The sequence below is a fragment of the Emticicia oligotrophica DSM 17448 genome, from assembly GCF_000263195.1.
GTDB classification, from domain to species: Bacteria; Bacteroidota; Bacteroidia; order Cytophagales; family Spirosomataceae; genus Emticicia; species Emticicia oligotrophica.
This window is the reverse complement of record NC_018748.1, coordinates 1,487,823-1,511,949: the sequence shown is the minus strand read 5'-3', so window position 1 is coordinate 1,511,949 and position 24,127 is coordinate 1,487,823. Positions and strand designations below refer to the sequence as shown.

Below are 24,127 nucleotides of genomic sequence, written 5' to 3'. Positions count from 1 at the left end.
CTTGAGCTAATAGCTAAAATCACTGACCAAAAGTACCATGAAAAAAATCCTAACTCTGTTATTATTCACGCAGGTAGTTTTTGCTCAAAATATTGCCAAAACCGATACAGGAAGTATTGATGGGGCAAAATACAAAATCCTTTTTCCTGAAAATTGGAAAGGAAAATTGGTGATGTATGCTCACGGATACGAGTTTATGGGTTCGAAGCCAGCACAAAGTCAAAATCCAGATTTCCCGAAGCGAATGGCTCCTTTTTTGGAAAGAGGCTTTGCCGTAGCGGCTTCTGATTATGGCAATCAAGGTTTGGCTTTGGCACGTGGTGTTGATGATACAGAGTCTTTACGTCAATACTTCGTGAAAAAATATGGTCAGCCCGATTCTACTTTCATGACTGGCCACTCAATGGGTGGAGGAATTACGTTAGCCACACTCGAAAATTTCGGAAAAAACTATAACGGAGGCTTACCAATGTGTCCGTTGGCTGGACGAATTTATCTTCAGACTCGCAAAGAATTTGATATGTTTGCCACTTTCAATGGGCTTTTCCCCGGAATTGCTACCTCATTATACGATATTTTTGATAGTTCGAAAGCACCTAAGGAGCCTATGTCGATGCAAGCAGGTTTTCGTAAAGCAGTTGTGATGAAAAAAGCAATCTATGCGAAAGATTCTTTATTGGCTGTAGAATTTGCCAAGCACTTTGATATGAAACCCGATGATTTGGCTTTTGCACTTGTATTTGGAGAAGGTGTTTTGAGAGATATTGCACAAAAAGCGGGCGGAAACCCTTACGATAATACCAATACGGTTTACGGTAGATTTCCGAATAGTCTTTTGGTTAATCAGAAGGCTGAGCGATTGGCTGCCACAGTAAGTCAAAATACGCTGTTCGATAAATATGACCGTACGGGTATCATTGATAAACCTGCTTTGGCTCTTCATACGATTTATGACCAATTAATTCCAGCCGATTTGGCGATTGTTAGCTACGAAAACTTGCTTCAGAAGCAAGGTAAACAGCAATATTTTAGTGTAAAATATACCAATGGACAAGGACATTGTAATTTTACGAATGAACAAACTGGCAAAGCCTTCGATGCTCTTCGCAATTGGGTAAAAACGGGTCAGAAAACCCAAGCTGGTTTTATGGAGTAAGCATTAAAACACAATTCTACTTAATTGAAAATGGCGACTTCGGTTGCCATTTTTTATATCTTTTTAAACTCACTCGGCGAAACGCCCGTTTGTTTTTTGAATAAGCGTGTAAAGTAAGCTGGGTCTTTGAAATTAAGAAAATAGGATACTTCTGAAATAGAGTAATGAGTGTTCAAAAGGTATTTTTTTGCTTCAGCAATGAGGTATTCATGAATAATTTGTAAGGCCGATTTCTTGACAATTGCCTGACAAATTCTATTGAGATGAACAGCCGTTATATTTAATTCTTTTGCATAAGCTTCTACGGATTTTGTTTCGGTGATTGTTTGTTTGATATTCTTCTGAAATGCCTTGAAATAATTGAGCATTCGATTATCAGAAACCGAAATTTCTTGTTTTTCTAAGATACTGAATCGGTAAATCTGAATAAATAAAAGCTGAAATAACAGTTGAATGACATTGCGTTTTTCAGGGTTTTCATCAATTAACTCATTTAAAATTTGTTTTCTATATTGAATGATTGGGTCGAAAGTTGAGTTTTCTTTACCAAAATTTAAAATTTTAAGTTGCATTGTTTCCATCAAGATTTTGGGAGAATTTTTGAAGATATTCTCTAAAAAGGATTCCGAAAAAGTAATGACTTCACCAATTACCTTTGGCTGAAAAACAAATCCATGTACGGTATTCGCTGGAATTAGAATAATACTTGGTCCTTCAATTTTTAATTCATTTTCACCCGAAATCAAAATTCCATTTCCTTCATCAATAAAAAAAACTTGAAAGAGTTCTGTATGGAGATGTTCTTTTATCTCCCAATCATAAATTTTGCTTCGAGTTTCGAGCATTTCATGATGCAAAAAATTCGGAAAAACCACTGATTGTGTATCACCGTAAAGCCCCCCAAATTGTACTAATCCTTTTTTCATTGAATGTTTGAAAATAACGTCATAAAATCTTTATTAAAGATAGTAGTTTATTATTAAAATATTAATTTATATTCATAAAGTATTCATTATTAGATAAAAATTAAAAATCTCAAATCGTAAATTCCAAATCGCAAATAAATTTTATGTTTGATTTGTACAAGTATTATTTTGATTTATCCAAGAAAGTTTTTGACTAATACAATACTTTTGTTAAAAAATATTCGATCAATGAGCAACATCATCTACAACCCCCTAGATTTGGAAGTTCATCCTCCAAAACTATTTCCAGATTATAAATCAACGATTCTCAGAGCTCCAACTAAGCCTTTGGTGGTTATCAAACAATCGCTTTCGGAGTTAACTGGCCCAGTTTTCGGAGATTTTAATTTAGGTCCACTCGATCATGACCTTACAAAAAATTCTATCAAAAATGGTGAACCTTTAGGCGAGAGAATCAAGGTTTTTGGTAAAGTTGTCAACGAAAACGGACAACCAGTACCAAATACACTTATCGAAATTTGGCAAGCAAATTCTTGTGGACGTTATGTGCATAAAGTTGACCAGCACGATGCTCCACTTGACCCAAATTTCTTAGGAGCAGGGCGTTGTATGACCGACAAAGACGGAAATTATAAGTTTTATACCATAAAGCCAGGGGCGTATCCGTGGGGAAATCACTATAATGCTTGGCGTCCGAATCATATACATTTTTCATTGTTTGGGGCAAATATTACAAATCGTTTGGTTACTCAAATGTATTTTCCGGGCGACCCACTTTTGCAATACGACCCGATTTTCTTGGGTGTACCACCCAAAGGCCGTGATTTGTTGATTTCTAAGTTTGATTTAGAAAACACCGAAGAAAGTTTTGCCTTAGCCTATCGCTTTGACTTTGTATTGAGAGGCAATAATGCTACCCCTTTTGAAAATTTGTAAAAATGATAATCATAAGAATGATAGTTTATAAAGTCAATTTTTGAATCGTAAAATCGTCATTCGCAAATCGTAAATCAAAATGAAACAAACTCCCTCACAAACCGTCGGGCCATATTTTGCTTATGGTCTCACGCCTGAGCAATATTTATATGATTTCAAGCAATTAGTTGGTAACCAGATGGTTAAGACTTTTGAAGTTGAAAATGCTATCACGATTATTGGTAAAGTTTTCGATGGAAATGGCGTTGTGATTCCAGATGCCATGATTGAAATTTGGCAGAATGATGGCGAAAAGCAACTTTTTGGTCGCTTTGGTACGGGAACGGATGCTGAGAATCGCTTTATTTTTAGTACTGTCAAGCCAAAATCGTACAACGGACAAGCTCCGTATTTGTCGGTAATTGTTTTCATGCGTGGTCAGTTGATTCATTCATACACGCGTATTTATTTTTCTGATGAAAATGAGCTTAACGCAACTGATGAGGTATTAAACCTTGTTCCTGCTGATAGAAAACATACACTAATTGCCCAACAAATCTCATCATTGCAATATGAATTTAATATTTATATGCAAGGCGAAAATGAAACTGTATTTTTTGAAGTATAAAATGTAATGACGAGCTTACGATTGACGAAAAGTTTATTCGAAAGGTGCTTTACATTCGTAAATCGTAAATCAAAAATCGTAAATTAAAAATGTCTTTATACTCCGAGTATTTTTATTCAAAGGATATAAATAACCTTCTCTCCGAACGCCAAACAATTGCCCAAATGTTGCGTTTTGAAGGAGCTTTGGCTCTTGCTCAAGCTGAGAATGATATTATTCCTTTGCAATCGGCCGAAATTATTGATACTTGTTGTCAAGTCGATTTTATAGATATTGATAAGCTCAAATCCGAAATAAAATTAGGGGGGAATGCCGCTATTCCTTTGGTAAAGCAGCTCACTCGAATCGTAAAAAATAACGATGTTGAGGCATCGAAGTATGTGCATTTAGGAGCAACTAGCCAAGATGTGGTTGATACTGCTACTGTTTTGCAAATGCAGGAATATTGGTACTGGCTCAACGATAAATTAGTAATCCTTCAAGAACTTCTTACCGACCTCACGAAAAAACATCGAGAAACATTGATGATTGGCCGAACATTATTACAACAAGCTCGACCCATTACATTTGGACTGAAAACGGCAGGTTGGCTACAAAGTATCTCACGTAGTAAAGACCGCCTAAAAAGTACACAAAAGCGGGCTTTAATGCTTCAATTAGTAGGAGCCGTAGGAAGTGGGAATGCTAATATTTCAAAGTCAGTGCAACTGAGTTTGGCCAATATATTAGATTTAAAACCTGCCTTTTCTTGGCAATCTAATCGTGATACTTTAGTTGAGGCGGCTTCGGTTTTTGCCTTACTGAATCAATCATTGGGTAAAATGGCGAAGGATATTTCATTGCTTATGCAAACCGAAATTGCAGAGGTTTTCGAAGGAGCTGGTGAGGGAAAAGGAGGGTCAAGCACGATGCCACACAAACGTAATCCTGTTACTTGTGCGGCTATTATTGCTAATGCCGCAAGGGTGCCGCATTTGGTGGCAAGTTTGTATTCGGCGATGCCTCAAGAGCATGAGCGTTCGGCTGGATTATGGCATGCTGAATGGGAGGTTTTAAGCGAAATTATGCTCCTAACTGCGGGAAGTATTGAGCGAGCTATTGAGTTAATGGAAAGTTTAGAAGTAGATAGACAGCGAATGTTACTCAATCTCGAACTTACCAAAGGTTTAATTTATGCCGAAAATGTTTCGCTGGCTTTAGCTACAAAAATAGGTAAAATTAATGCTCACGAATTGGTTGAAAAGGCCTGTAAATCAGCTATTTCGCAGCAAAAACATTTGAAAGAAATACTTGAAGAAATGAATATTGATTTACCCAATTTAGAAGCATTATTCAAACCCGAAAACTCAATTGGTAATAGTTTGGAAATGATTGATGAGATTTTGAATTAAACCTTTGTCAAAGTTCAAAACTTTGACAAAGGTAAAAGATAAAAAATATGAACTACAAAATACAAGGCACTCCGAACAGCCCCGTACTGATTTTCTCAAACTCATTAGGTTCGGAAATGATGATGTGGGATGAACTAATACCCTACTTACTACCTTATTTCAGAGTCTTGCAATACGATACGCGTGGACATGGAAGTTCAAAGAATGATATCAGTATGGAGGGATATACAATCGAGCTTTTAGGAAAAGATATCATCAACCTAATGGATGACCTAAATATCGAAACTGCCTACTATTGCGGTCTTTCGATGGGTGGTTTGATTGGTCAATATCTTGGACTAAATCATCCCAATCGCTTCAAAAAGATAGTTTTGAGCAATACAGGTGCAAAAATTGGCAATGATGAGCGTTGGAATGGCCGAATCGAAACTATTTCCAAGAATGGTATGCAAGCTATTGTTGATGACACGATGGAGCGTTGGTTTACCGAAGATTTTCGCAAACAAAATCCAGAAAGAGTTGCCCAAACCCACGCCATGTTTTTACGTAGCGATGTGCAAGGATATTCAAATTGCTGTTGTGCCATTCGTGATGCCGATTTTCGAAATCAGCTTCAAAACTTGCGTGTTGAAACCTTAGTAATCACTGGCGATGAAGACCCTGTTACGAATGTTGAACAAGCTGAGTTTTTAGTAGCAAATATTCCAAATGCTACACTTAAAGTGCTTCATGCCAGACATTTAGCCGCTACCGAATTACCCCAAGAATATGCCAAAGTTTTAATTGATTTTTTTACAGGCCAGTCAACCTTTGACAAAGGGATGCACGTACGTAGAACCGTTTTAGGAAACGCTCATGTTGATCGTGCGAATAGTAAAATAAACTCTTTTAATGCTGATTTTCAATCGTTTATTACAAATTATGCTTGGGGTGAAGTTTGGACTCGACCAAATTTATCAAAGCACAATAGAAGCTTGATAACCATGGCGATGCTAATTGCTTTGAACCGTCAAACTGAATTTAAAATGCACGTAAGAGCAGCCTTCAATAATGGTGTAACGGTTGATGAAATCAAGGAGGTAATCATGCAATCTGCCTTGTATTGTGGCCTTCCTGCTGCTAATGAAGCTACTCATGCTGCCGAAGAAGTATTTAAAGAATTAGGTATAAATATTAATGAATAAACATCGTAGAGATGTTGCATGCAACGGCTCTACTGTAGGAATTTACATTGAATTCAAAAAATATGAAAACAATAAAAACACAAGTCGGAATTATTGGTGCTGGGCCTGCTGGGCTTACTTTGGCCCATTGGTTAAAGAAAGAAGGTATTTCGTCAGTCATTATCGAGCATCGTAGCCAAGAATACGTACAGGCTCGTGTGCGTGCTGGTTTGTTAGAACAAAATACGGTTGATATATTCAAAAACCTTGGTTTAGCCGATAGATTAGTTCGAGAAGGGCAAGAGCATCATGGTGTCTATCTGAATTTTGATGGAAAACGTATTCGTGTGCCTTTCGGAAAATTAACCAATGGACGAAATATAACTATTTATGGTCAGCAAGAAGTCGTAAAAGACTTAACCGAAGCATGGGTAAATACTGGAGAAACCTTGCTTTTTGAAGCTCCTGCTCTTGAATTAGAAGGAATTGATAGCCAAAGTCCGAAAATACATTTCGAACATGAAGGTGAAAAAGGTATCATTGAATGTGATTTTATTGCTGCTTGCGATGGCTTCCACGGACTTGGCCGTAAGTCAATGCCAAAAGATAGTTATAAAGAATATACCGTTACTTATCCGTTTAGTTGGTTAGGTATTTTGGCAAATGTCGCTCCATCTTCTGAAGAGTTGATTTATGCTTATCACGAAAGGGGGTTTGCATTGCATAGTTTACGTTCAGAAAAAGTAAGTCGTCTCTACATTCAAGTTGATAATGATGACCACGTAGATAATTGGACAGATGAACAGATTTGGGAAGAACTCTCTATTCGATTAGGAACAGAAGGTTGGGAATTGAAATCTGGTCCTATTTTCGAGAAAAGTATTACGCCGATGCGTAGTTATTTTATTGATAATATGCAACACGGACGGTTGTTTTTAGCAGGAGATGCCGCTCATATCGTACCACCAACTGGTGGAAAAGGCCTAAATTTAGCGGTGGCTGATGTAAAACATTTGGTAGATGGATTTACTGATTTTTACAAGAATAATTCGATGAAGTCCTTAGATGACTATTCAAAAACTGCCTTAAAACGTATTTGGAGAGCTCAAGATTTCTCGAATTTCATGACTACGCTTTTCCACAAGCAAGCTGAGCATGGTTCATTCCAATATCAATTACAAAAAGCAAAATTCGAGTATATTTCATTATCAGAAGCATACGCCACAACCATTGCTGAAAACTATGTGGGATTGCCTTTTGAAACATTTGAAGATTAAACAAGTATTATAAATTCGACCTGTATAAATAAAAACATGAAGCAAGTTCCTATTGTTGACTTAAAAACCGCCGCCTCGATGGTTAAAGAGGGCGATACACTTTTGCAAGGTGGCTTTGGTATGACTGGTAATCCTGTTCATTTAATGCACGCTTTGGCCGAAATAGGTACTAAAAACCTTACATTTATAGGAAATAATACTGGCGAACCAGGCTTAGGTGGTGATAGACTTTTGGCAAACGGACAGTTAAAGAAAGTGATAGGTTCATTCTTTACCTCAAATCCCAATGCCGTGAAAGCAGTACAAGCAGGTTTGGTTGAAGCCGAATTATTACCACAAGGTACGCTTGCCGAAGCTCTTCGTGCGGGTGGAGCAGGAATTGGCGGTTTTTATACGAAGACCTCTGCAGGAACAAAGATTGCCGAAGGTAGAGAAACAAAAATAATTGATGGTGAAGAATATGTTTTTATCAAAGGTTTGAGGGGAAATGTAGCATTTATTCGTGCATGGAAAGCCGATACAGCTGGAAATCTTCAATACCGTATGACTGAAAATAACTTCAATAAATCTATGGCAACTGCCGCCGATTTGGTCATTGCCGAAGTAGAGGAGATTGTACCAGTTGGCGAAATTGCTCCCGAAAATGTGCATACCCAAGGTTGTTATGTCGATTATTTAGTACAAGCCACCCTCACGCTTGAAGATTTAGGTACGTCGGCATCGGTTTCTACTTCAAAGAAAGTCGATGAAGTTCGTATGAATATGGCCCGCAGAGCATTGCAAGAATTGAAAAAAGGCGATGTGGTGAATTTAGGAATCGGAATACCGACATTAGTAGCCGATTTAATTACCGAAGAACACGGCATTATCTTACATACCGAAAATGGTATGTTGGGTGTCGGGCCAGTCCCAACTGATGGTGGTGGAGCAATGGATTATCCGGTAAATGCAGGAAAAATACCAGTAACAGCCCTTAATGGAAGTAGCTATTTCGATAGTGCAGATTCATTCGCCATGATTCGTGGTGGGCATATTGATGTGGCTATTATGGGTGGTTTAGAATGTGATGAAGCAGCCAATTTGGCTAACTGGGCGGTTCCGGGCAAACCACTTTTAGGTGTAGGTGGGGCGATGGATTTAGCAGTAGGGGCAAAAAGGCTTATTATTACCATGACCCATACCAATCCCGATGGTTCGCCTAAAATAGTTCCGTCGTGTGTATTGCCGCTCACAGCTTCGGGAGTGGTTGATATGATTATCACTGATTTGGCAGTTTTTGCTTATCCAGCAGGTAAATTAACCCTCATCGGTCTCATGCCAAATGCAACTTTGGAAGAAGTAAAGGCTAAAACTAGTGCGAAGTTTGAGATTGAGTTAGATTAATAATTAATTTTAGTGAACTAAAATCCCTGTAAATCAGCGTTGGAACATCAGAGTTATCAGCGTGCCAAAAGTTATCGAATAATGAAAGAATCATATATCATAGATGCCATACGCACACCAATCGGTAGTTTTGGTGGCAGTTTATCGCCCGTACGGGCTGATGATTTGGCGGCAATTCCAATCAAAGAATTAATCAAAAGAAACCCCAACATTCCACTCGAATCTATCGAAGATGTAATCTTGGGTTGCCATAATCAAGCAGGAGAAGATAATCGTAATGTGGCTCGAATGGCCTTACTTTTGGCTGGATTACCTTATACCGTTCCAGGCGAAACTGTTAATCGTCTGTGTTCTTCAGGAATGTCGGCAGTTATTCATGCCAATCGAGCTATCAAGGCCGATGATGGTGATGTTTTGATTGCAGGAGGAATGGAACACATGACCCGTGGACCAATGGTAATGAGTAAATCCTCAAAACCTTTCGGGGGCGATGTTCAACTTTTCGATTCGAGTTTTGGTTGGCGTTTCGTAAATCCACAAATGCACAAATTGTATGGTACTGATGCTATGGGGATAACGGCCGAAAATTTGGCAGAAATGTATAATATTAGTCGTGAAGACCAAGATTTGTTTGCTCTTCGTTCACAACAAAAAGCGTTTTCTGCTCAAAAAAATGGCATTTTAGCCGAAGAAATTATAGGGGTAGAAATAGCAGATAAAAAAGGAAATATCACGGTTTTTGATAAAGATGAATTTGTAAAAGGAAATACAACCCTCGAAATCTTAGCGAAGCTTCGTCCAGCGTTCAAAAAAGAAGGAGGAACCGTTACGGCAGGAAATGCTGCGGGTTTGAACGATGGTGCCGCTGCCATGCTCATCACTTCAGAAGAAGCTTTAAAAAAATACAATCTAACACCCAAAGCCAGAATCGTATCTTCTGCAGTAGTAGGAGTGGAGCCACGTATCATGGGAATTGGGCCAGTCGAAGCAACTCAGAAAGCTCTCCAAAAAGCAGGTTTGACCTTAAATGATATAGATGTAATTGAATTTAACGAAGCCTTTGCGGCTCAATGTTTGGCTGTTTCAAGAAATCTTGGTTTGGCCGATGATGATGCCCGAATCAATCCCAACGGTGGAGCAATTGCTCTCGGCCATCCACTCGGAATGTCAGGTACAAGAATTGTTCAAGCGGCTGTAAATCAGCTTGTTAGAAGTAAAAAGCGTTATGCTTTGGCTTCAATGTGCGTAGGTGTAGGAATGGGCTACGCCGTGATTATTGAAAGAGTGTAGAATACTGACTTCCCTTAAACAAAAATCCCCCGTTATTGCTGACGGAGGATTTTTTTATTGCTAAAACTACGTTTTCGGTATTAATTAAGCGTTTTTCTTAACAATACCATCTGCGATGTTTTGAGGTACGATTTCGTAGTGAGAGAATGTCAAGTTAGCCGTTGCACGACCAGATGACATTGTACGAAGGTCAGTTACATAACCGAATAATTCTGAAAGAGGCACATCAGCTTTGATTACTTGCGAACCAGCTTTTGTATCCATACCTTTCATCATACCACGACGACGGTTCAAGTCACCAGTGATAGGACCAGTGTATTCGTCTGGAGTAATTACCTCAACTGCCATGATTGGTTCAAGGATTTTCGGACCAGCTTGACGTGCAGCCTCTTTGAAGCCCATACGTGCAGCCATCTCGAATGACAATGAATCAGAGTCAACATCGTGGTAAGAACCGTGGAATAAACGAACTTTCATCGAGTCAACTGGGAAACCAGCTAATGGTCCGTTAGACATCGCTTGTTCGAAACCTTTTTGAACCGCAGGGATAAATTCACGTGGAATAGCACCACCAACGATTTCGTTTACGAACTCTAAACCAGCTTTTCCGTCTTCACGTGGACTGATTTCAAATACGATATCGGCAAATTTACCACGACCACCCGATTGTTTCTTGTAAACCTCACGGTGTTCGAATCCTTTAGTCAATGTTTCTTTGTAAGCAACCTGTGGTGCACCTTGGTTTACTTCTACTTTAAACTCACGACGCATACGGTCGATGATGATTTCAAGGTGAAGCTCACCCATACCACGGATGATAGTTTGACCAGTTTCTTCGTTAGATTCAACTTGAAGCGTTGGATCTTCTTCGATAAGCTTAGTGATAGCTTTAGAGAAGTTATCTTGGTCAGCTGTTTTCTTAGGCTCGATGGCATAACCGATAACTGGGTCAGGGAATACCATTGATTCAAGAACGATTGGGTTTTTCTCATCAGACAATGAGTCACCAGTCTTAATATCTTTGAAACCTACAACCGCACCGATATCACCAGCTTCCAAACGCTCAATTGCATTTTGTTTGTTAGCGTGCATTTGGAAGATACGAGAGATACGCTCTTTGTTTCCTGAACGGTTATTCAAGATATAAGAACCTGACTCTAATACACCAGAATATGCACGGATAAAGCACAAACGACCTACGTAAGGGTCAGTTGCGATTTTAAACGCCAAGGCAGCAAATGGGTCTTCAACTGATGGACGACGAGTTACTTCAGCACCTGTATCAGGGTTAGTACCAACAATTGCTTTCTTATCCAATGGAGAAGGCAATAATGCCATCACAAGGTCAAGCATTGTTTGTACACCTTTATTTTTGAATGAAGAACCGCAAAGCATCGGAACGATTTTCATTGCGATAGTTGCTTCACGAAGAGCCGCTAAGATTTCATCTTCAGTAATTGACTCTGGGTCTTCGAAGTATTTTTCCATCAAAGACTCATCAAACTCAGCTACTGCTTCTAATAATTTCTCACGATATTCTGTAGCTTCTTCCATCATATCTTCTGGAATCGGCACTACTTCGTAAGTCATACCTTTATCATGCTCATTCCAGATCATACCACGGAAGTTGATTAAGTCAACTACGCCTTTGAATTGATCTTCTGAACCGATAGGTAATTGCAATGGCACAGCGTAGCTACCTAACATTTCTTTTACTTGCTTACACACGTTCAAGAAATCAGCACCAGAGCGGTCCATTTTGTTAACGAAACCCAAACGAGCAACGTTATAGTTATTTGCTAAACGCCAGTTAGTTTCTGATTGTGGTTCAACACCATCAACCGCACTAAATAAAAATACAAGACCATCTAATACACGTAATGAGCGGTTTACCTCTACAGTAAAGTCAACGTGACCTGGAGTATCAATGATGTTGATGTGATAGTTATCTCCACGGTAGCCCCAGTTTACAGTTGTAGCTGCCGAAGTGATAGTGATACCTCTTTCTTGTTCTTGCTCCATCCAGTCCATCGTCGCTGCACCATCGTGTACCTCACCGATTTTGTGGCTAACACCCGCATAGTAAAGAATACGTTCAGTAGTAGTCGTTTTACCTGCGTCGATGTGGGCAGCAATACCGATATTTCTTGTGAATTTTAAATCGCGTGCCATTTTGTTTGTTTTAAATTATTTTTTTGATTTGTAAGTCTCTTGTAATGAAGTATTTAAGCAGAAAATCAAATTCTATAAAACACTCCTTTTCAAATTAGGGTGCAAAGGTAAGCGTTTTTTCGGTTAAATCCTTAGTTTTCTTGAAAAATATTCGTAAAGAAGCTGTAAGATAGTGTTAAGAAATTGTTGCGGACAGCAGGATGACCCAATTTTAGAGAAATGTGTAGAAATATCAGTAAAATACCAATAAAAAAACCTCAGATTTTCTGAGGCTTCTGTGGGAGTTAACGGATTCGAACCGCTGACCCTCTGCTTGTAAGGCAGATGCTCTGAACCAGCTGAGCTAAACTCCCGAAACAAAAAATATTAATTAAGTTTAAAAAACTTGTGGGAGTTAACGGATTCGAACCGCTGACCCTCTGCTTGTAAGGCAGATGCTCTGAACCAGCTGAGCTAAACTCCCGAGTGCAAACTACTTTTGTGTTTGGGACTGCAAAGATGCACGTCTCTTTTTTTATTTCCAAATATTCACCTAAAAAAAAAGTAAGTTTTTTGTTTTTCTTGTTTAATTTATATCCAAAATTTGATTTGTATAATACAAATGCCATTTTTTGACACAACATACTACTCTAACTATCAAAATAGTATTTATTCTTGACAAAATATTAGTTGGAGTGTTCTTAGCTTAACTATATTTTTGTAGAATCTTTCATTTTCAACCTTATAAATATGGCTCTTGAGCAAACATGGCGTTGGTTTGGTCCGAATGACCCCGTAAGTTTATCTGACGTTCGACAAGCTGGTGCAACTGGTGTTGTTTCGGCTCTTCACCACATTCCTAATGGACAGGTTTGGACAAAATCTGAAATACAAGCTCGTAAATCTTTGATAGAGAGTAGTGGTTTAGTGTGGTCGGTGGTAGAAAGTGTTCCCATTCATGAAGATATCAAAAAAGCATCGGGTAATTATAAGCAGTATATAGAAAACTACAAAGAAAGCTTAGTAAACTTGGCTGCGTGTGGAATTGATACTGTTTGCTATAACTTTATGCCTATTTTAGATTGGACTCGTACAGATTTAGATTTTGAAGTAGCCGATGGCTCACGAGCTCTAAGATTTGATATGAATGAATTTTGTGCTTTCGAAATATATATTTTGAAGCGAATTGGTGCTGAAAAATCATATACCGAAGCTCAGTTGGCAAAAGCAAAAGCGTGGATTGAGTCTGCTTCAGATGCTGATGTTCAACGCCTAACAAAAAATATCATTGCTGGCTTACCTGGTAGTGAAGAAAGTTTTACAATTGAAGAATTTAGAAATACCTTAGATACATATAAGTACGTAGGTGATGCCGAACTTCGTCAGAATCTATATGCTTTCTTGAAAGAAATTACACCTGTTGCTGAGCAAGCTGGGGTGTTGTTGGCGATTCACCCAGATGACCCTCCGTATCCGATTTTAGGCTTACCACGTGTAGTGAGTACAGAGGCCGATGCAAAACAACTATTGGCGGCTGTCGAAAGTAAATATAACGGCTTGTGTTTCTGCACAGGTAGCTATGGCGTTCGTGCTGATAATGATTTAGTAGGAATGGTAGAGCGTATGGGCGATAGAATTAATTTTGTTCACCTGAGAGCTACCAAACGTGATGCTGAGGGTAATTTCTACGAGGCTGACCACTTAGATGGCGATGTAGATATGTATGGCGTGATGAAAGCTTTGGTAAAAGAACAAAAAAGAAGAATTTCGGAAGGTCGCCCAGATTATAGATTGCCATTCCGCCCTGACCATGGACATAAAATGCTTGATGATTTGAACACTGGGAAGCGGACAAATCCTGGTTATACTGCTATTGGTCGATTGCGTGGTTTGGCCGAACTTCGAGGTTTAGAGCTTGGTATTACTCGGTCATTAGAATAATAGTTATTGTTTATAGGAAGAATGTAAGGTTTCCCGTGCAGTTCACAAAACCAGTTTTCCTGTAACTACTTCCCAATAACCAAAACCCCATTAATAAATAAAATATGCCAAAAATAGTAACTTTCGGTGAAGTACTTCTTCGCCTTTCGACACCAAATTTTCAAAAACTTGAACAGGCTACCTCATTTAATGTGACATTCGGTGGAACAGAAATGAATGTGGGTGCTTCGCTCGTGAAGTTTGGGTTCGACGCTACTCATGTGACAGTTTTTCCTAATAACTTAATGGGGCAAAAAGCAAAGGCTTTTCTTCGAGCATTAGGCGTAAACGATTCGCACGCTTTTTTAGAGGGTGATAGAATAGGTTCGTTTTTCTTAGAAACAGGTGCAGTTATGCGTGCCAGCCAAATTGTGTACGACCGTGCAGATTCGGCTTTTGCGAAGTTAAATCCAGAATTGTTCGATTGGGAAAAAATTCTTGAAGGAGCAGATTGGTTTCATTGGTGTGGAATTACGCCTGCTATTTCAGAAGGTGCGGCAAAGGCTTGTTTAGAGGCAGTAAAAACCGCTAAGAAAATGGGTATAACGGTTTCTTCAGATATTTATTACAGAAGTAATTTGTGGAAATACGGCAAAACCCCACAAGAAATTCTTCCTGAATTAGCGTCTTATTCTGATATTATTTTAGCAAGCCGCAAGAACATTGAAGAAATTTTTAGTCTGAAAGTAACTGTTGAAAAGGGTAAGTTTGTAGAAGCGTGCAAACTTTTGATGGAGCATTATCCGAATGTAAAAAAAGTAATTGATACTGACCGTATTCAAGTAAGTGCTTCGCATAACCAATACAACGCAAAAATGTGGAATGGTGAAGAACTTATTGAAACCGAATATCAAGATATTACTCATATCGTTGACCGCATCGGTACAGGAGATGCTTTCTTGGGTGGTTTTGTTTATGGGCAAATAGTATTGAAAGATGATTTACAATCGCTTAAATTCGGTACGGCAGCAGCAGCTCTGAAACATACCATCGAAGGTGACCAAAATTTAGTGACAGTTCCAGAAGTTGAAGCCGTAATGAGCGGAGATAAATCTGGAAGATTGAGAAGATAAAAGCCCCACCCTGCCCACCCCGATAGGGAGGGTTCTAAAAAACAATAAAGAAATGGCAAGATTTGATAAAAATACAACCTTGGCACAGGTTTCGGCAACGGGTTTAGTGCCACTTTTCACACACAATGATTTAGAATTGTGTTTGGGTGTTTTACGTGCGTGTTATGCAGCGGGCGTAAGAGTTTTTGAGTTTACGAATCGTACGGAAAATTCATACAAAAATTTCGTTGAACTCATAAAAATTGCAGAAACCGAAATGCCCGAAATGATTTTGGGAATAGGTACTATCTATGATGCCGCTACGGCTCAAAAATACATTGAAGTAGGAACCAACTTTATTGTAGCTCCAGTGATGAATCCGGAGGTTGGTAAAGTTTGTCAAGAAGCAGGTATTCCGTGGATGCCGGGTGTAATGACAGTTACTGAAATATACAATGCTCGTGTGGCAGGGGCCGAGTTTATTAAGATTTTCCCTGGGGATGTTTTGGGTGCAGGTTTTGTAAAAGCCCTTAAAGGTGGCCCAATGCCCGATGCTCAAATCATGGTTACTGGTGGGGTTTCGCCAACCGAAGAGAGTTTGAAATTATGGTTTGGAGCAGGTACAACCGCCGTTGGGATTGGCTCGCAGTTAGTGCCTAAAGATGTATTAGCTGCCAAAGATTGGGCAAAAGTTACTGAGATTGTGGGAAGTGCCTTAAAAATAATTCAAGGATTGAAATAATATTACTTATTGTAACACAATTCTCCGAATTGTAACATATACACAATTCGGAGAATTGTGTTACGACTATGCGTAAACGTTCAAGGCTGCAGCCACTTCACGAACACCAATCACAAGCATGTTTGAGAGGTGTGTCGTTACGTTTTCTGCAAAACCTTTGAGTTTGCGTAAGTCAGAACCCCAAAGTTGTTCATTGCCCAATACAGCATCTACAACTTCGGCTGGTTTATGATTTTGCCATACTTCATAAAAATATTTTGCCGAATCACATTGAATCGGATAAAGTTCGCCTTCTTTTTGTCCAAAGTATTTGCCATTTTCTTCCTTCACGGCTTTCATAAATAAAAGATAAGCAGCAAATCCACGAGTGAAATATTGAGGGACGGTATTAAACTCCTTATAATAATTAAGTAATAATGGAATATTACGCATTTGCATTTTCATAGTATATTGCAATGTAATGCTAATCCATTGGTGGTCGAGATACGGATTTCTGAATCTGTCTAAAACATCACGGCCGTATCGTTGTGCCACTTTTGGCTCAATGGCATAAGGAATTGCTGGAGCAATCTCAGACATCATTAAATTTGTAACAAACTTTTCAACGGTTTCGTCTGTCAAAGCCTCTTTTACTGTTTGGAAACCAGAAAGATAGGCCATGCCACACAAAAGTGTGTGCGTGCCATTAAGCATACGAAGCTTTAGTTCGCGGAATTGCTCAATATTATTAGCGATTTTTACACCATCATCGACTTTCGAAAAAGATAGTACTTCTTTTACTTTCTCATCACCCTGAATTGCCCAAAGTCTGTATGTTTCGGCAACAGCTAAAAGCTCGTCTTCATAGCCTAATTTAGTTTGAAGTTCGGCTAAAGCATCGCCTTTTGGTTTACCCGGAACGATTCTATCAACTAAAGAATTACAGAATGTATTTTCTGCTTTAATCCACTCAATAAAATTACTTGGTAATTGGTTAAATGCTGCAATTTTCAGCACTAAATCCTTCAAAATATCTCCATTTCCAACAATCAGCTCAGTAGGTATGATTACTACACCACCTTGTTTTTCTTGAAAACGCTCATAAAGCCATGCAGTAAGTTTGGCCGGAAATGAACTTGGTGGCGATTGACGGATACTCTCCTCTACATACTGAAGACCAACTTCAGTAGTATTTGAAATAACTACTTTAATATTAGGGTCTTGAGCAGTTTCAAGGATTTCGTTCCATTGAGACTGAGCAGAAAGAACTCGACTAATAGCAGAGCTTATGATATTTTCTTCGGTTGGTACGCCTTGGTCGATACCTCTTACACAAATTGTGTAGAGATTATCTTGCTCAGCAAACGCATCGGCACCGCCTGAGTCCGTTGATTTTACAACAACAATTCGGCCATTGAAAATACCTTGCTTATTAGCTTTATCTATGAAGTAATCGCAAAGCCCACGAAGTAAAACGCCTGTTCCGAACTGTAAGACTTTTTCAGGTAGTTGGAGGGTTGTACTATCCGTCAGTAATTCTTTAGAGAGTTTCATTAAAAGTCAAAAAATATAAAATATTTGAATATAACAAAAGTAGATACTTTATTAAGTTTCATCAACTAAAATTCAGTTAAATTATAATACTATTTTGTGATTTTATTGAATCTTTCGGCATAATCATACAAGAAAGGTTTAGATAGATATAATTATTAAATAAAAATTATAAAATTGAATAGTTTGGCTATTCACATTTAGTAATTTGAACAGTGGAAAATAAAGGTTATTTAGAATTTCATCAAGAAATCACAAGGAAGAACCGCTTGAAATTTTCCGTTTATCATGATTGAATTTTGTCGAAATGACGAAAAAGTCTAATTTCGCCTCATAAACTAATAAAACTAAACCTCAAAATGGAACAAATTTTTACAACCGCTGCTTTGACGAGTATTTTTACCTTAACTCTTTTAGAAATAGTACTCGGGGTTGACAATATTATTTTCGTTTCGATTATTTCTTCGAAACTTCCAAAGCAAGAACAACAAAAAGCCCGAAATATAGGCTTGATGATGGCCATGGCCATTCGTATCGGCTTATTATTTGTCTTGGGTTGGATTCTAGGTCTTCAAACCGACTTATTTAATCTAAAAGATTTGGGTTTGCCTATAGATTTAGGATTTAGTGGAAAGGACATCATCTTACTGATAGGGGGTTTGTTCTTATTGTATAAGTCAACTTCTGAAATCCACCAAAAACTAGAGGGGCACGAAGAAAATATCAGTGGAAGTAAAAAGGCCTCAAATCTTTCTAAAGCCATTATGGATATTGCAGTTATCAATATTGTTTTTTCAATCGACTCAATCATTACTGCTATCGGTATGACTAATAATATCATAGTTATGGCAGTTTCGGTAGTTCTTTCTACCATTGCCATGTTATTCTTTGCTGGTAAAGTTGGTGAATTCGTCGAACGCCACCCAACGGTGAAAATGTTAGCCTTATCATTCTTGGTAATGATTGGTACATTGTTAGTAGCTGAAGCATTCAAGGTACACGTTCCGAAAGGATACATTTACTTCTCAATGGCATTTGCGTTCCTTGTTGAGAGTCTTAACATTAAAATGCGTAAAAATTCAAAGCCAGTTGATTTACACGATGAAATAAAATAATTGATAAGTTAAAAATAGTCTCTTAGCGTCGGCAAGGTTTTAAACCTTGCCGACGCTTTGTAAGATAGGTAATAGATTTTTAGATTTAAAAGAAAGAAGTTCCTAAGTAGGAATTACTGTAACGATATGAAGATTTTTTCTTGGATATATACAATTTGGTGTGCGTTTTGGTTTTTAGTCGTATTTTTGCTTTTGTATCCAATAGTCTATGTGGCATTACAGAAGGAAAATTGGAAACCCATTGCTCATTATTGTAATAGAATTTGGGGAAAAATTTTCTTTTTCATGATAGGCCAACCCGTGAAAGTGAGCTATGAAGTTGCGCTCGACCCTAAGCGTGCGTATGTGTTTTGTGCCAACCATTTCAGCTATATTGATATTGCGATGATGGGTGTGGTTGTAAAAAACTACTTTGCATTTATGGGAAAGAGTTCGGTGAAGAAAGTGCCCTTATTTGGCTATATGTTTACTAAGCTTCATATTCAAGTAGATAGAGCCGCCAAGGACAGCAGAATAAAAGCCCTTACACGTTCGATAAAAGCTTTGAAAGCAGGAAGAAGCATTATGATTTTTCCAGAAGGAGGAATTCACTCAACCAATTTTCCCGAAATGGTTCAGCCATTCAAAGATGGAGCATTTTCGATGGCCATTGAAAACCAAGTGCCAATTGTGCCCATTTCATTACTCGATAATTATAAAATGATGCCTGATGTTTTAATAAAATGGCATAAATTGAGAGTAATCGTGCACAAACCTATTGAAACAACAGGTATGACAAAAGCTGATATGGATACATTGAAAAAGCAAGTGTATGATGTGATTCAACCAACATTGAATAAATATAAAGCTGATTGAACATAAATTTTTAGTAAGAAAATAGATTTTAACTTTGCAAAAACTATCAACGCCTAATTATGAGCGTTGACTAATTTATATGAAAATAAACCAAAAAACTGTACAAAATATCGCTCATTTGGCTCGTTTGGAACTCAGTGAGCAAGAGGAAGTAAAGATGGTTGATGATTTATCAAAAATCTTGAATTGGATGGATCAATTGAAAGAATTGGATACCACTGATGTAGTGCCACTTACACACATGAGCGAAGAGGTGAATGTGTTTAGAGATGATGTGGGGGTGAATGCACTTTCGAGAGAAAAGGGTTTGAAAAATGCCCCAAGTCAAGATGGAGAATACTTCAGAGTTCCGAAGGTAATAGAATAAGCTGGTAAATTCAGACTTTGCAAAACAGGCTTAGATTTTTAAAATCTAAGCCTGTTTTGCTTGATACCTAATTAAGTTGATGATGACGAGCAGCTCGACCAAAACAAAATACTCCAATGGCTAATAAATAGTGGTAAACATCAGTTGGGTCGAGTATATTATTAGGCATAAAACTTTTATTATAAGTAGCTAAAATAAGAGCTAGTACGCCTAAAATCAGCCAAGAACCAACCGAAGTTTGTTTTTTTATAATTCCCCAAATACCAATTAATAAAACTGCAGGAATGGCAATCATAGAAATAGTCTGTAAAACTTTCTGATTGCCTGTTAGCTGTACTACTCCGAAGGCAATGAAGCCAATGGCTAAAACTAAGTAAGTCAGATTTTTATTGGCATGCTTTCTTTGAACTATTAAGAACGAGGCAGTTACTAAACTTATTCCTCCGGTTGTTCCGGCCAAATGCTGAAAAAACTCTGAAATACTGCGTGCAGGTTGAAAACCTAAGAATCGGATGACTCCGAAAAATGCCGCAGCCGTGACCGAGAGAATAAAGGCTTCCCACAATAAACATGTATTGAATTCGAGTTTTTGTAGATATTGAAAAAATACGAATATGCCTGTGAGTGTAAGCACCGCATCTGAAATAGCGTGAGAGAGTTCCATAGTTTAAGGTTTTGGTTGAATTTATAAAAAAAGGTTGATTATCAATATTGATAATCAACCTTTTTTGCTGAAATATAGATATTCTATCTTAGAAACACAAGCTTGCTGCACCCAATAGACCCGCATCATTGCCTAATGTAGCTTTCTTGATAACGAGCGTTTTTAGGTAATAAGGTGTAAGCCAATATTGCAATTGCTTATTGATTGCTGGCATGATATAATCGAATGAAGCCGAAAGCCCACCACCAACTAAAATTGTAGTAATATCAAGAATACGAATCATTGCAACCAATGCGTTACCTAACATTTCGCCTACTTCGCTGAAAACTTGTAGGGCAAGTTCATCTCCTTCTGCCGCTGCCGCTACCAAACCTGTTGTTGAGATTGTGCCATCAGCAGGAAGTTGTGTTTTTCCTGTGTAGGTTTGTCTCATTTTGTTGGCAAGGTCGAGCAATTCGTTTTTGCCGATATTTCTCTCTAAAACTTTTCCATTTTTTGAGGGTACGTGGCCTGGCTCCATGGCATTTCCGCCACCGCCTTTAAACACCTGTTTGTCGATGATAGCTGCTCCACCAACACCAGTTCCGAGCGTAACCATGATATAATCTTCAGGAATTTCCTCATCTTCGCCGAAATAGTATTCACCCAAAGCTGCTGCATTGGCATCATTTTCTAAGAAGAAATCACATTTAGGGAAACGTTCTTTCAAATATGGAATAATTGGCGTACCATCTATTTCTGGGATTGCCGTGATTTCGATTAAGGTTGTACGGTCACGAGAAATAAGACCTGGAACACCGATTCCGCATTTTTCAACGTCTTTATTCTCAGCCAATTGAATGGCAATAGCATCGCCCAAGCGTTCAACAAAATGCCCTGATTTACGCCAACTTGCAGTATCGTGGCTATAAAAATTTGATATTTTACCAGTTTGAGCTTCTACAATGCCCATTTTGACGTTAGTACCGCCCACATCAATTCCTAAGTATTCGGTTGCCATTTAGCGTAAATTATAAAGTATTTAAAGGTCAAATATAAATGTTTTTTAAAAAAAATTAAGAATAAAATTTTCTTTTCCTTTTAAAGGTACAAAATTAAGAATTATATGTCACCTTCTTGCGGACGCAAAACAATATCTTCTATGACAGCATTTTTCGATAAACTGTATGCACTCCAGATAGTTTCAGCAACATCAGAAACAGTCATGAATCTTTCTTCTGGAATTCCTGCACCTGCCCAACTATCTGTATAAACTGCTCCGGGCATAATTGAAGTAACTTTTATGCCGAAATTTTTCATCTCTTCTCGTAAAACTTTACTAAAGCCAAATAAAGCGAACTTTGAAATACTATACGAACCGCCATTTGGATAAGCTTTTAGACTGGCGACTGAACAGATATTAAAAATATGACCACTTTTTTGAGTTATCATGGTTGGAATCAACCCACGAGTAAGGTGATAGGCACTGTAAAGATTGGTTTCGATGAGTTGTTCTAATACACCATCGGCTTCTTCATGAACATTTCCTGGAATAAAAGTACCAGCATTATTGGTGAGCATTCCAATGGGTTGATTTAGTGATTTGACAAATTCGGCAAAAGCAATGGCTTGTTCTTTATTCGATAAGTCGGCCTTTTGGGTAAAACATTTGACACCGTAGGTTTGCTCAATGTTTTGTTTGGCTTCGGCCAAATCGGCTTCATTACGGGCCGAAATTACTATATCAAAATTATTTTTAGCAAATTCTTCGGCAATTGCTCGCCCAATTCCTCGTGTGCCACCCGAAATTACTGCTAATTTTCTGCTCATTGATTGAAGAAATCTGATGAATAGGCTTGCTGATTTCTCAGAAAAACCTTTGTGAATAGAACTATGAACCCTAAACAAATCGTTATCTTTGCAAATATCGTTAAAATTTAGGCAAAAACCATGTTATCAGTTACAGGAAGATATTTAATATTTCTGGGAAGGTTATTCACTCGGAGAGAATCGTTTAAGGTTTATTGGGAAAGATTTATAGACGAATGTATAAATATTGGTATCAGCTCAGTATTTATCGTGGCTATTGTGGCGGTGTTTATTGGAGCGGTAGTTTGTGTGCAAACCCGAGCTAACTTAGTTAGCCCAGTGATACCGATTTACGTGGTAAGTAATATCGTAAGAGATATGACCTTGCTCGAATTATCATCGACCTTTATGTGCGTGGTTTTAGCAGGAAAAGTGGGCTCGAATATTGCGGGAGAATTAGGTACAATGAAAATTACTGAGCAAATAGATGCTCTTGAAGTAATGGGTATCAATTCGGCCTCTTATTTGGTTTTGCCTAAATTATTAGCTGCGGTTTTTACTTTCCCATTATTGGCTATTATCTCTGGATTCTTAGGTATTTTGGGTGGATATATTGCTGGAACACTGACAGGAATCATTACGCCAGAAGATTATATTTACGGAATCCGATATTCATTTTTACCATTCAATGTATTTATTTCTATCATTAAGGCCGTTGTTTTTGGGTTTTTGATTTCAACAATTTCGGCATTTCAAGGGTATAATACTCGTGGCGGAGCATTAGAGGTTGGGCAGTCGAGTACATCGGCTGTAACCAATAGTTGTATTGCTGTATTGATTGCCGATTATTTATTGGCGGAGTTATTGACTTAATAGCTACCGCTTGAACGAATGATTAAACTGCGAATGTTTTTTCATTCTTCATTATCCATTTTTCATTTTAGATTATTTTTCAAATGATTGAAATAAAAAATATATCGAAAGCTTTCAATGGTCGAGTGGTTTTAGATAATGTGAGTGGGGAGTTTAAAAAAGGTGAAACCAGCTTAGTCATTGGGGCCAGCGGAACAGGAAAAAGTGTACTTTTGAAATGTATGCTCGATTTGGTTCGTCCGGAGTCGGGCAGTACTTTATACGATGGAAGAGATTTCTATATAGGCGATGAAGAGGATAAAAAAGATATTCGCCGAGAAATGGGGGTGCTTTTTCAAGGCGGTGCATTATTTGATTCAAAGACCGTTCACGAAAATATTCAGTTTCCGCTAGATATGCTCACAAATATGGGAGCAGGCGAGAAAAAAGACCGTGTGGAGTTTTGTTTACAAAGAGTAGGTTTGGAAGGAACAGGTGGCAGAATGCCTTCGGAGATTTCGGGAGGAATGAAAAAGCGTGTAGGTATTGCTCGTGCAATTGTAATGAATCCTAAATACTTATTTTGTGATGAACCCAATTCGGGTCTTGACCCTTTAACTTCAATCAAAATAGATGAGTTAATTAAAGAAATTACAGATGAGTTTAATATAACGACGGTAGTAATTACGCACGATATGAATTCAGTACTTTCGATAGGTGATAAAATTATGTTTCTCTATAAAGGCAAAAAACTTTGGGAAGGCAATAGTCAAACAATTTTAGGAGCAACTGTTCCAGAATTAGAGGAGTTTGTTTTCTGTAATCGAGCCTTGAGCTTGATGAGGGGAGAAAAGTAATGAATAAAAAAGGCTTAGAAATTAACTTCTAAGCCTTTTTTGTGC

General features: G+C 38.1%; 22 protein-coding genes and 2 tRNA genes. 16 read left to right on the top strand and 8 right to left on the bottom strand.

All coding sequences use genetic code 11. From position 1 onward, the window contains the following. The first annotated feature begins 37 nt into the window (after positions 1–37). Entirely contained in the window at positions 38–1,156 is a 1,119-nt protein-coding gene (locus tag EMTOL_RS06275) for an alpha/beta hydrolase family protein (RefSeq protein ID WP_015028429.1), read from the top strand. 53 nt (positions 1,157–1,209) lie between these two features. Here the strand turns inward: EMTOL_RS06275 and EMTOL_RS06270 are convergent, their stop codons facing one another. Further along, entirely contained in the window at positions 1,210–2,082 is an 873-nt protein-coding gene (locus tag EMTOL_RS06270) for a helix-turn-helix domain-containing protein (RefSeq protein ID WP_015028428.1), read from the bottom strand. 228 nt (positions 2,083–2,310) lie between these two features. Here EMTOL_RS06270 and pcaH point away from each other — a divergent pair, with 228 nt between their 5' ends. The 7 genes from pcaH to pcaF all read left to right on the top strand — a co-directional run bounded on the left by pcaH (position 2,311) and on the right by pcaF (position 10,129). After that, positions 2,311–3,018 (top strand): protocatechuate 3,4-dioxygenase subunit beta, encoded by a 708-nt coding sequence (gene pcaH / locus EMTOL_RS06265; RefSeq protein ID WP_015028427.1) that lies wholly within the window; start codon positions 2,311–2,313, stop codon positions 3,016–3,018. 79 nt (positions 3,019–3,097) lie between these two features. Then, entirely contained in the window at positions 3,098–3,625 is a 528-nt protein-coding gene (gene pcaG, locus EMTOL_RS06260) for a protocatechuate 3,4-dioxygenase subunit alpha (protein WP_015028426.1), read from the top strand. Between the two features lie 89 nt (positions 3,626–3,714). Then, the gene (gene pcaB, locus EMTOL_RS06255; protein WP_015028425.1) at positions 3,715–5,016 is read left to right on the top strand and encodes a 3-carboxy-cis,cis-muconate cycloisomerase; all 1,302 of its coding nucleotides are present in this window, start codon (positions 3,715–3,717) and stop codon (positions 5,014–5,016) included. A 47-nt stretch (positions 5,017–5,063) separates the two neighbouring features. Then, complete coding sequence (gene pcaDC / locus EMTOL_RS06250) at positions 5,064–6,200, top strand: bifunctional 3-oxoadipate enol-lactonase/4-carboxymuconolactone decarboxylase PcaDC (RefSeq protein ID WP_015028424.1); 1,137 nt, start codon at positions 5,064–5,066, stop codon at positions 6,198–6,200. A gap of 62 nt (positions 6,201–6,262) precedes the next feature. After that, positions 6,263–7,456 (top strand): 4-hydroxybenzoate 3-monooxygenase, encoded by a 1,194-nt coding sequence (locus tag EMTOL_RS06245; protein WP_015028423.1) that lies wholly within the window; start codon positions 6,263–6,265, stop codon positions 7,454–7,456. 36 nt (positions 7,457–7,492) lie between these two features. After that, on the top strand, positions 7,493–8,839 hold the full coding sequence (locus tag EMTOL_RS22090) for a 3-oxoacid CoA-transferase (RefSeq protein WP_015028422.1): 1,347 nt from the start codon (positions 7,493–7,495) through the stop codon (positions 8,837–8,839). A gap of 81 nt (positions 8,840–8,920) precedes the next feature. Beyond that, a complete protein-coding gene (pcaF, locus tag EMTOL_RS06235; protein WP_041693434.1) occupies positions 8,921–10,129 on the top strand; it encodes a 3-oxoadipyl-CoA thiolase in 1,209 nt (402 codons plus the stop codon). 84 nt (positions 10,130–10,213) lie between these two features. On the opposite strand, the gene fusA is transcribed toward pcaF, so the two are convergent. The 3 genes from fusA to EMTOL_RS06220 all read right to left on the bottom strand — a co-directional run bounded on the left by fusA (position 10,214) and on the right by EMTOL_RS06220 (position 12,764). After that, the gene (gene fusA, locus EMTOL_RS06230; protein ID WP_015028420.1) at positions 10,214–12,301 is read right to left on the bottom strand and encodes an elongation factor G; all 2,088 of its coding nucleotides are present in this window, start codon (positions 12,299–12,301) and stop codon (positions 10,214–10,216) included. A 278-nt stretch (positions 12,302–12,579) separates the two neighbouring features. Further along, positions 12,580–12,654: transfer RNA gene (locus EMTOL_RS06225), tRNA-Val, on the bottom strand. A 35-nt stretch (positions 12,655–12,689) separates the two neighbouring features. Continuing rightward, positions 12,690–12,764, bottom strand: a tRNA-Val gene (locus tag EMTOL_RS06220). A 266-nt stretch (positions 12,765–13,030) separates the two neighbouring features. On the opposite strand from EMTOL_RS06220, the gene uxuA reads away from it, so the two are divergent. The 3 genes from uxuA (at position 13,031) to EMTOL_RS06205 (ending at position 16,054) form a co-directional block, all read left to right on the top strand. After that, positions 13,031–14,221, top strand: a complete 1,191-nt coding sequence (gene uxuA / locus EMTOL_RS06215; RefSeq protein WP_015028419.1) for a mannonate dehydratase — start codon at positions 13,031–13,033, stop codon at positions 14,219–14,221. Positions 14,222–14,325: 104 nt separating this feature from the next. Next, entirely contained in the window at positions 14,326–15,333 is a 1,008-nt protein-coding gene (locus EMTOL_RS06210; RefSeq protein WP_015028418.1) for a sugar kinase, read from the top strand. 52 nt (positions 15,334–15,385) lie between these two features. Further along, entirely contained in the window at positions 15,386–16,054 is a 669-nt protein-coding gene (locus EMTOL_RS06205) for a bifunctional 4-hydroxy-2-oxoglutarate aldolase/2-dehydro-3-deoxy-phosphogluconate aldolase (protein ID WP_015028417.1), read from the top strand. Positions 16,055–16,120: 66 nt separating this feature from the next. Here the strand turns inward: EMTOL_RS06205 and EMTOL_RS06200 are convergent, their stop codons facing one another. Next, positions 16,121–17,587 carry a tagaturonate reductase gene (locus EMTOL_RS06200; protein ID WP_015028416.1) on the bottom strand — a complete coding sequence of 489 codons (1,467 nt, stop codon included), beginning with the start codon at positions 17,585–17,587 and terminating at the stop codon, positions 16,121–16,123. Between the two features lie 356 nt (positions 17,588–17,943). On the opposite strand from EMTOL_RS06200, the gene EMTOL_RS06195 reads away from it, so the two are divergent. The 3 genes from EMTOL_RS06195 (at position 17,944) to gatC (ending at position 19,921) form a co-directional block, all read left to right on the top strand. Beyond that, positions 17,944–18,699 (top strand): TerC family protein, encoded by a 756-nt coding sequence (locus EMTOL_RS06195; protein ID WP_015028415.1) that lies wholly within the window; start codon positions 17,944–17,946, stop codon positions 18,697–18,699. Positions 18,700–18,825: 126 nt separating this feature from the next. Next, positions 18,826–19,554, top strand: a complete 729-nt coding sequence (locus EMTOL_RS06190) for a lysophospholipid acyltransferase family protein (protein ID WP_015028414.1) — start codon at positions 18,826–18,828, stop codon at positions 19,552–19,554. A gap of 79 nt (positions 19,555–19,633) precedes the next feature. Continuing rightward, positions 19,634–19,921: an Asp-tRNA(Asn)/Glu-tRNA(Gln) amidotransferase subunit GatC gene (gene gatC / locus EMTOL_RS06185; RefSeq protein ID WP_015028413.1), complete on the top strand. Its 288-nt coding sequence runs from the start codon at positions 19,634–19,636 to the stop codon at positions 19,919–19,921. Positions 19,922–19,988: 67 nt separating this feature from the next. On the opposite strand, the gene EMTOL_RS06180 is transcribed toward gatC, so the two are convergent. The 3 genes from EMTOL_RS06180 to EMTOL_RS06170 all read right to left on the bottom strand — a co-directional run bounded on the left by EMTOL_RS06180 (position 19,989) and on the right by EMTOL_RS06170 (position 22,394). Then, the gene (locus EMTOL_RS06180) at positions 19,989–20,585 is read right to left on the bottom strand and encodes a DUF6962 family protein (protein WP_015028412.1); all 597 of its coding nucleotides are present in this window, start codon (positions 20,583–20,585) and stop codon (positions 19,989–19,991) included. Between the two features lie 88 nt (positions 20,586–20,673). Beyond that, positions 20,674–21,585: an ROK family protein gene (locus tag EMTOL_RS06175; RefSeq protein WP_015028411.1), complete on the bottom strand. Its 912-nt coding sequence runs from the start codon at positions 21,583–21,585 to the stop codon at positions 20,674–20,676. 101 nt (positions 21,586–21,686) lie between these two features. Next, positions 21,687–22,394, bottom strand: a complete 708-nt coding sequence (locus EMTOL_RS06170) for an SDR family NAD(P)-dependent oxidoreductase (RefSeq protein ID WP_041693432.1) — start codon at positions 22,392–22,394, stop codon at positions 21,687–21,689. Positions 22,395–22,514: 120 nt separating this feature from the next. Between EMTOL_RS06170 and EMTOL_RS06165 the strand changes: the two genes are divergently transcribed. Both EMTOL_RS06165 and EMTOL_RS06160 read left to right on the top strand, forming a co-directional pair. Beyond that, complete coding sequence (locus EMTOL_RS06165) at positions 22,515–23,246, top strand: MlaE family ABC transporter permease (RefSeq protein WP_015028409.1); 732 nt, start codon at positions 22,515–22,517, stop codon at positions 23,244–23,246. A gap of 83 nt (positions 23,247–23,329) precedes the next feature. Beyond that, a complete protein-coding gene (locus EMTOL_RS06160) occupies positions 23,330–24,082 on the top strand; it encodes an ABC transporter ATP-binding protein (protein WP_015028408.1) in 753 nt (250 codons plus the stop codon). Positions 24,083–24,127: the final 45 nt, after the last annotated feature.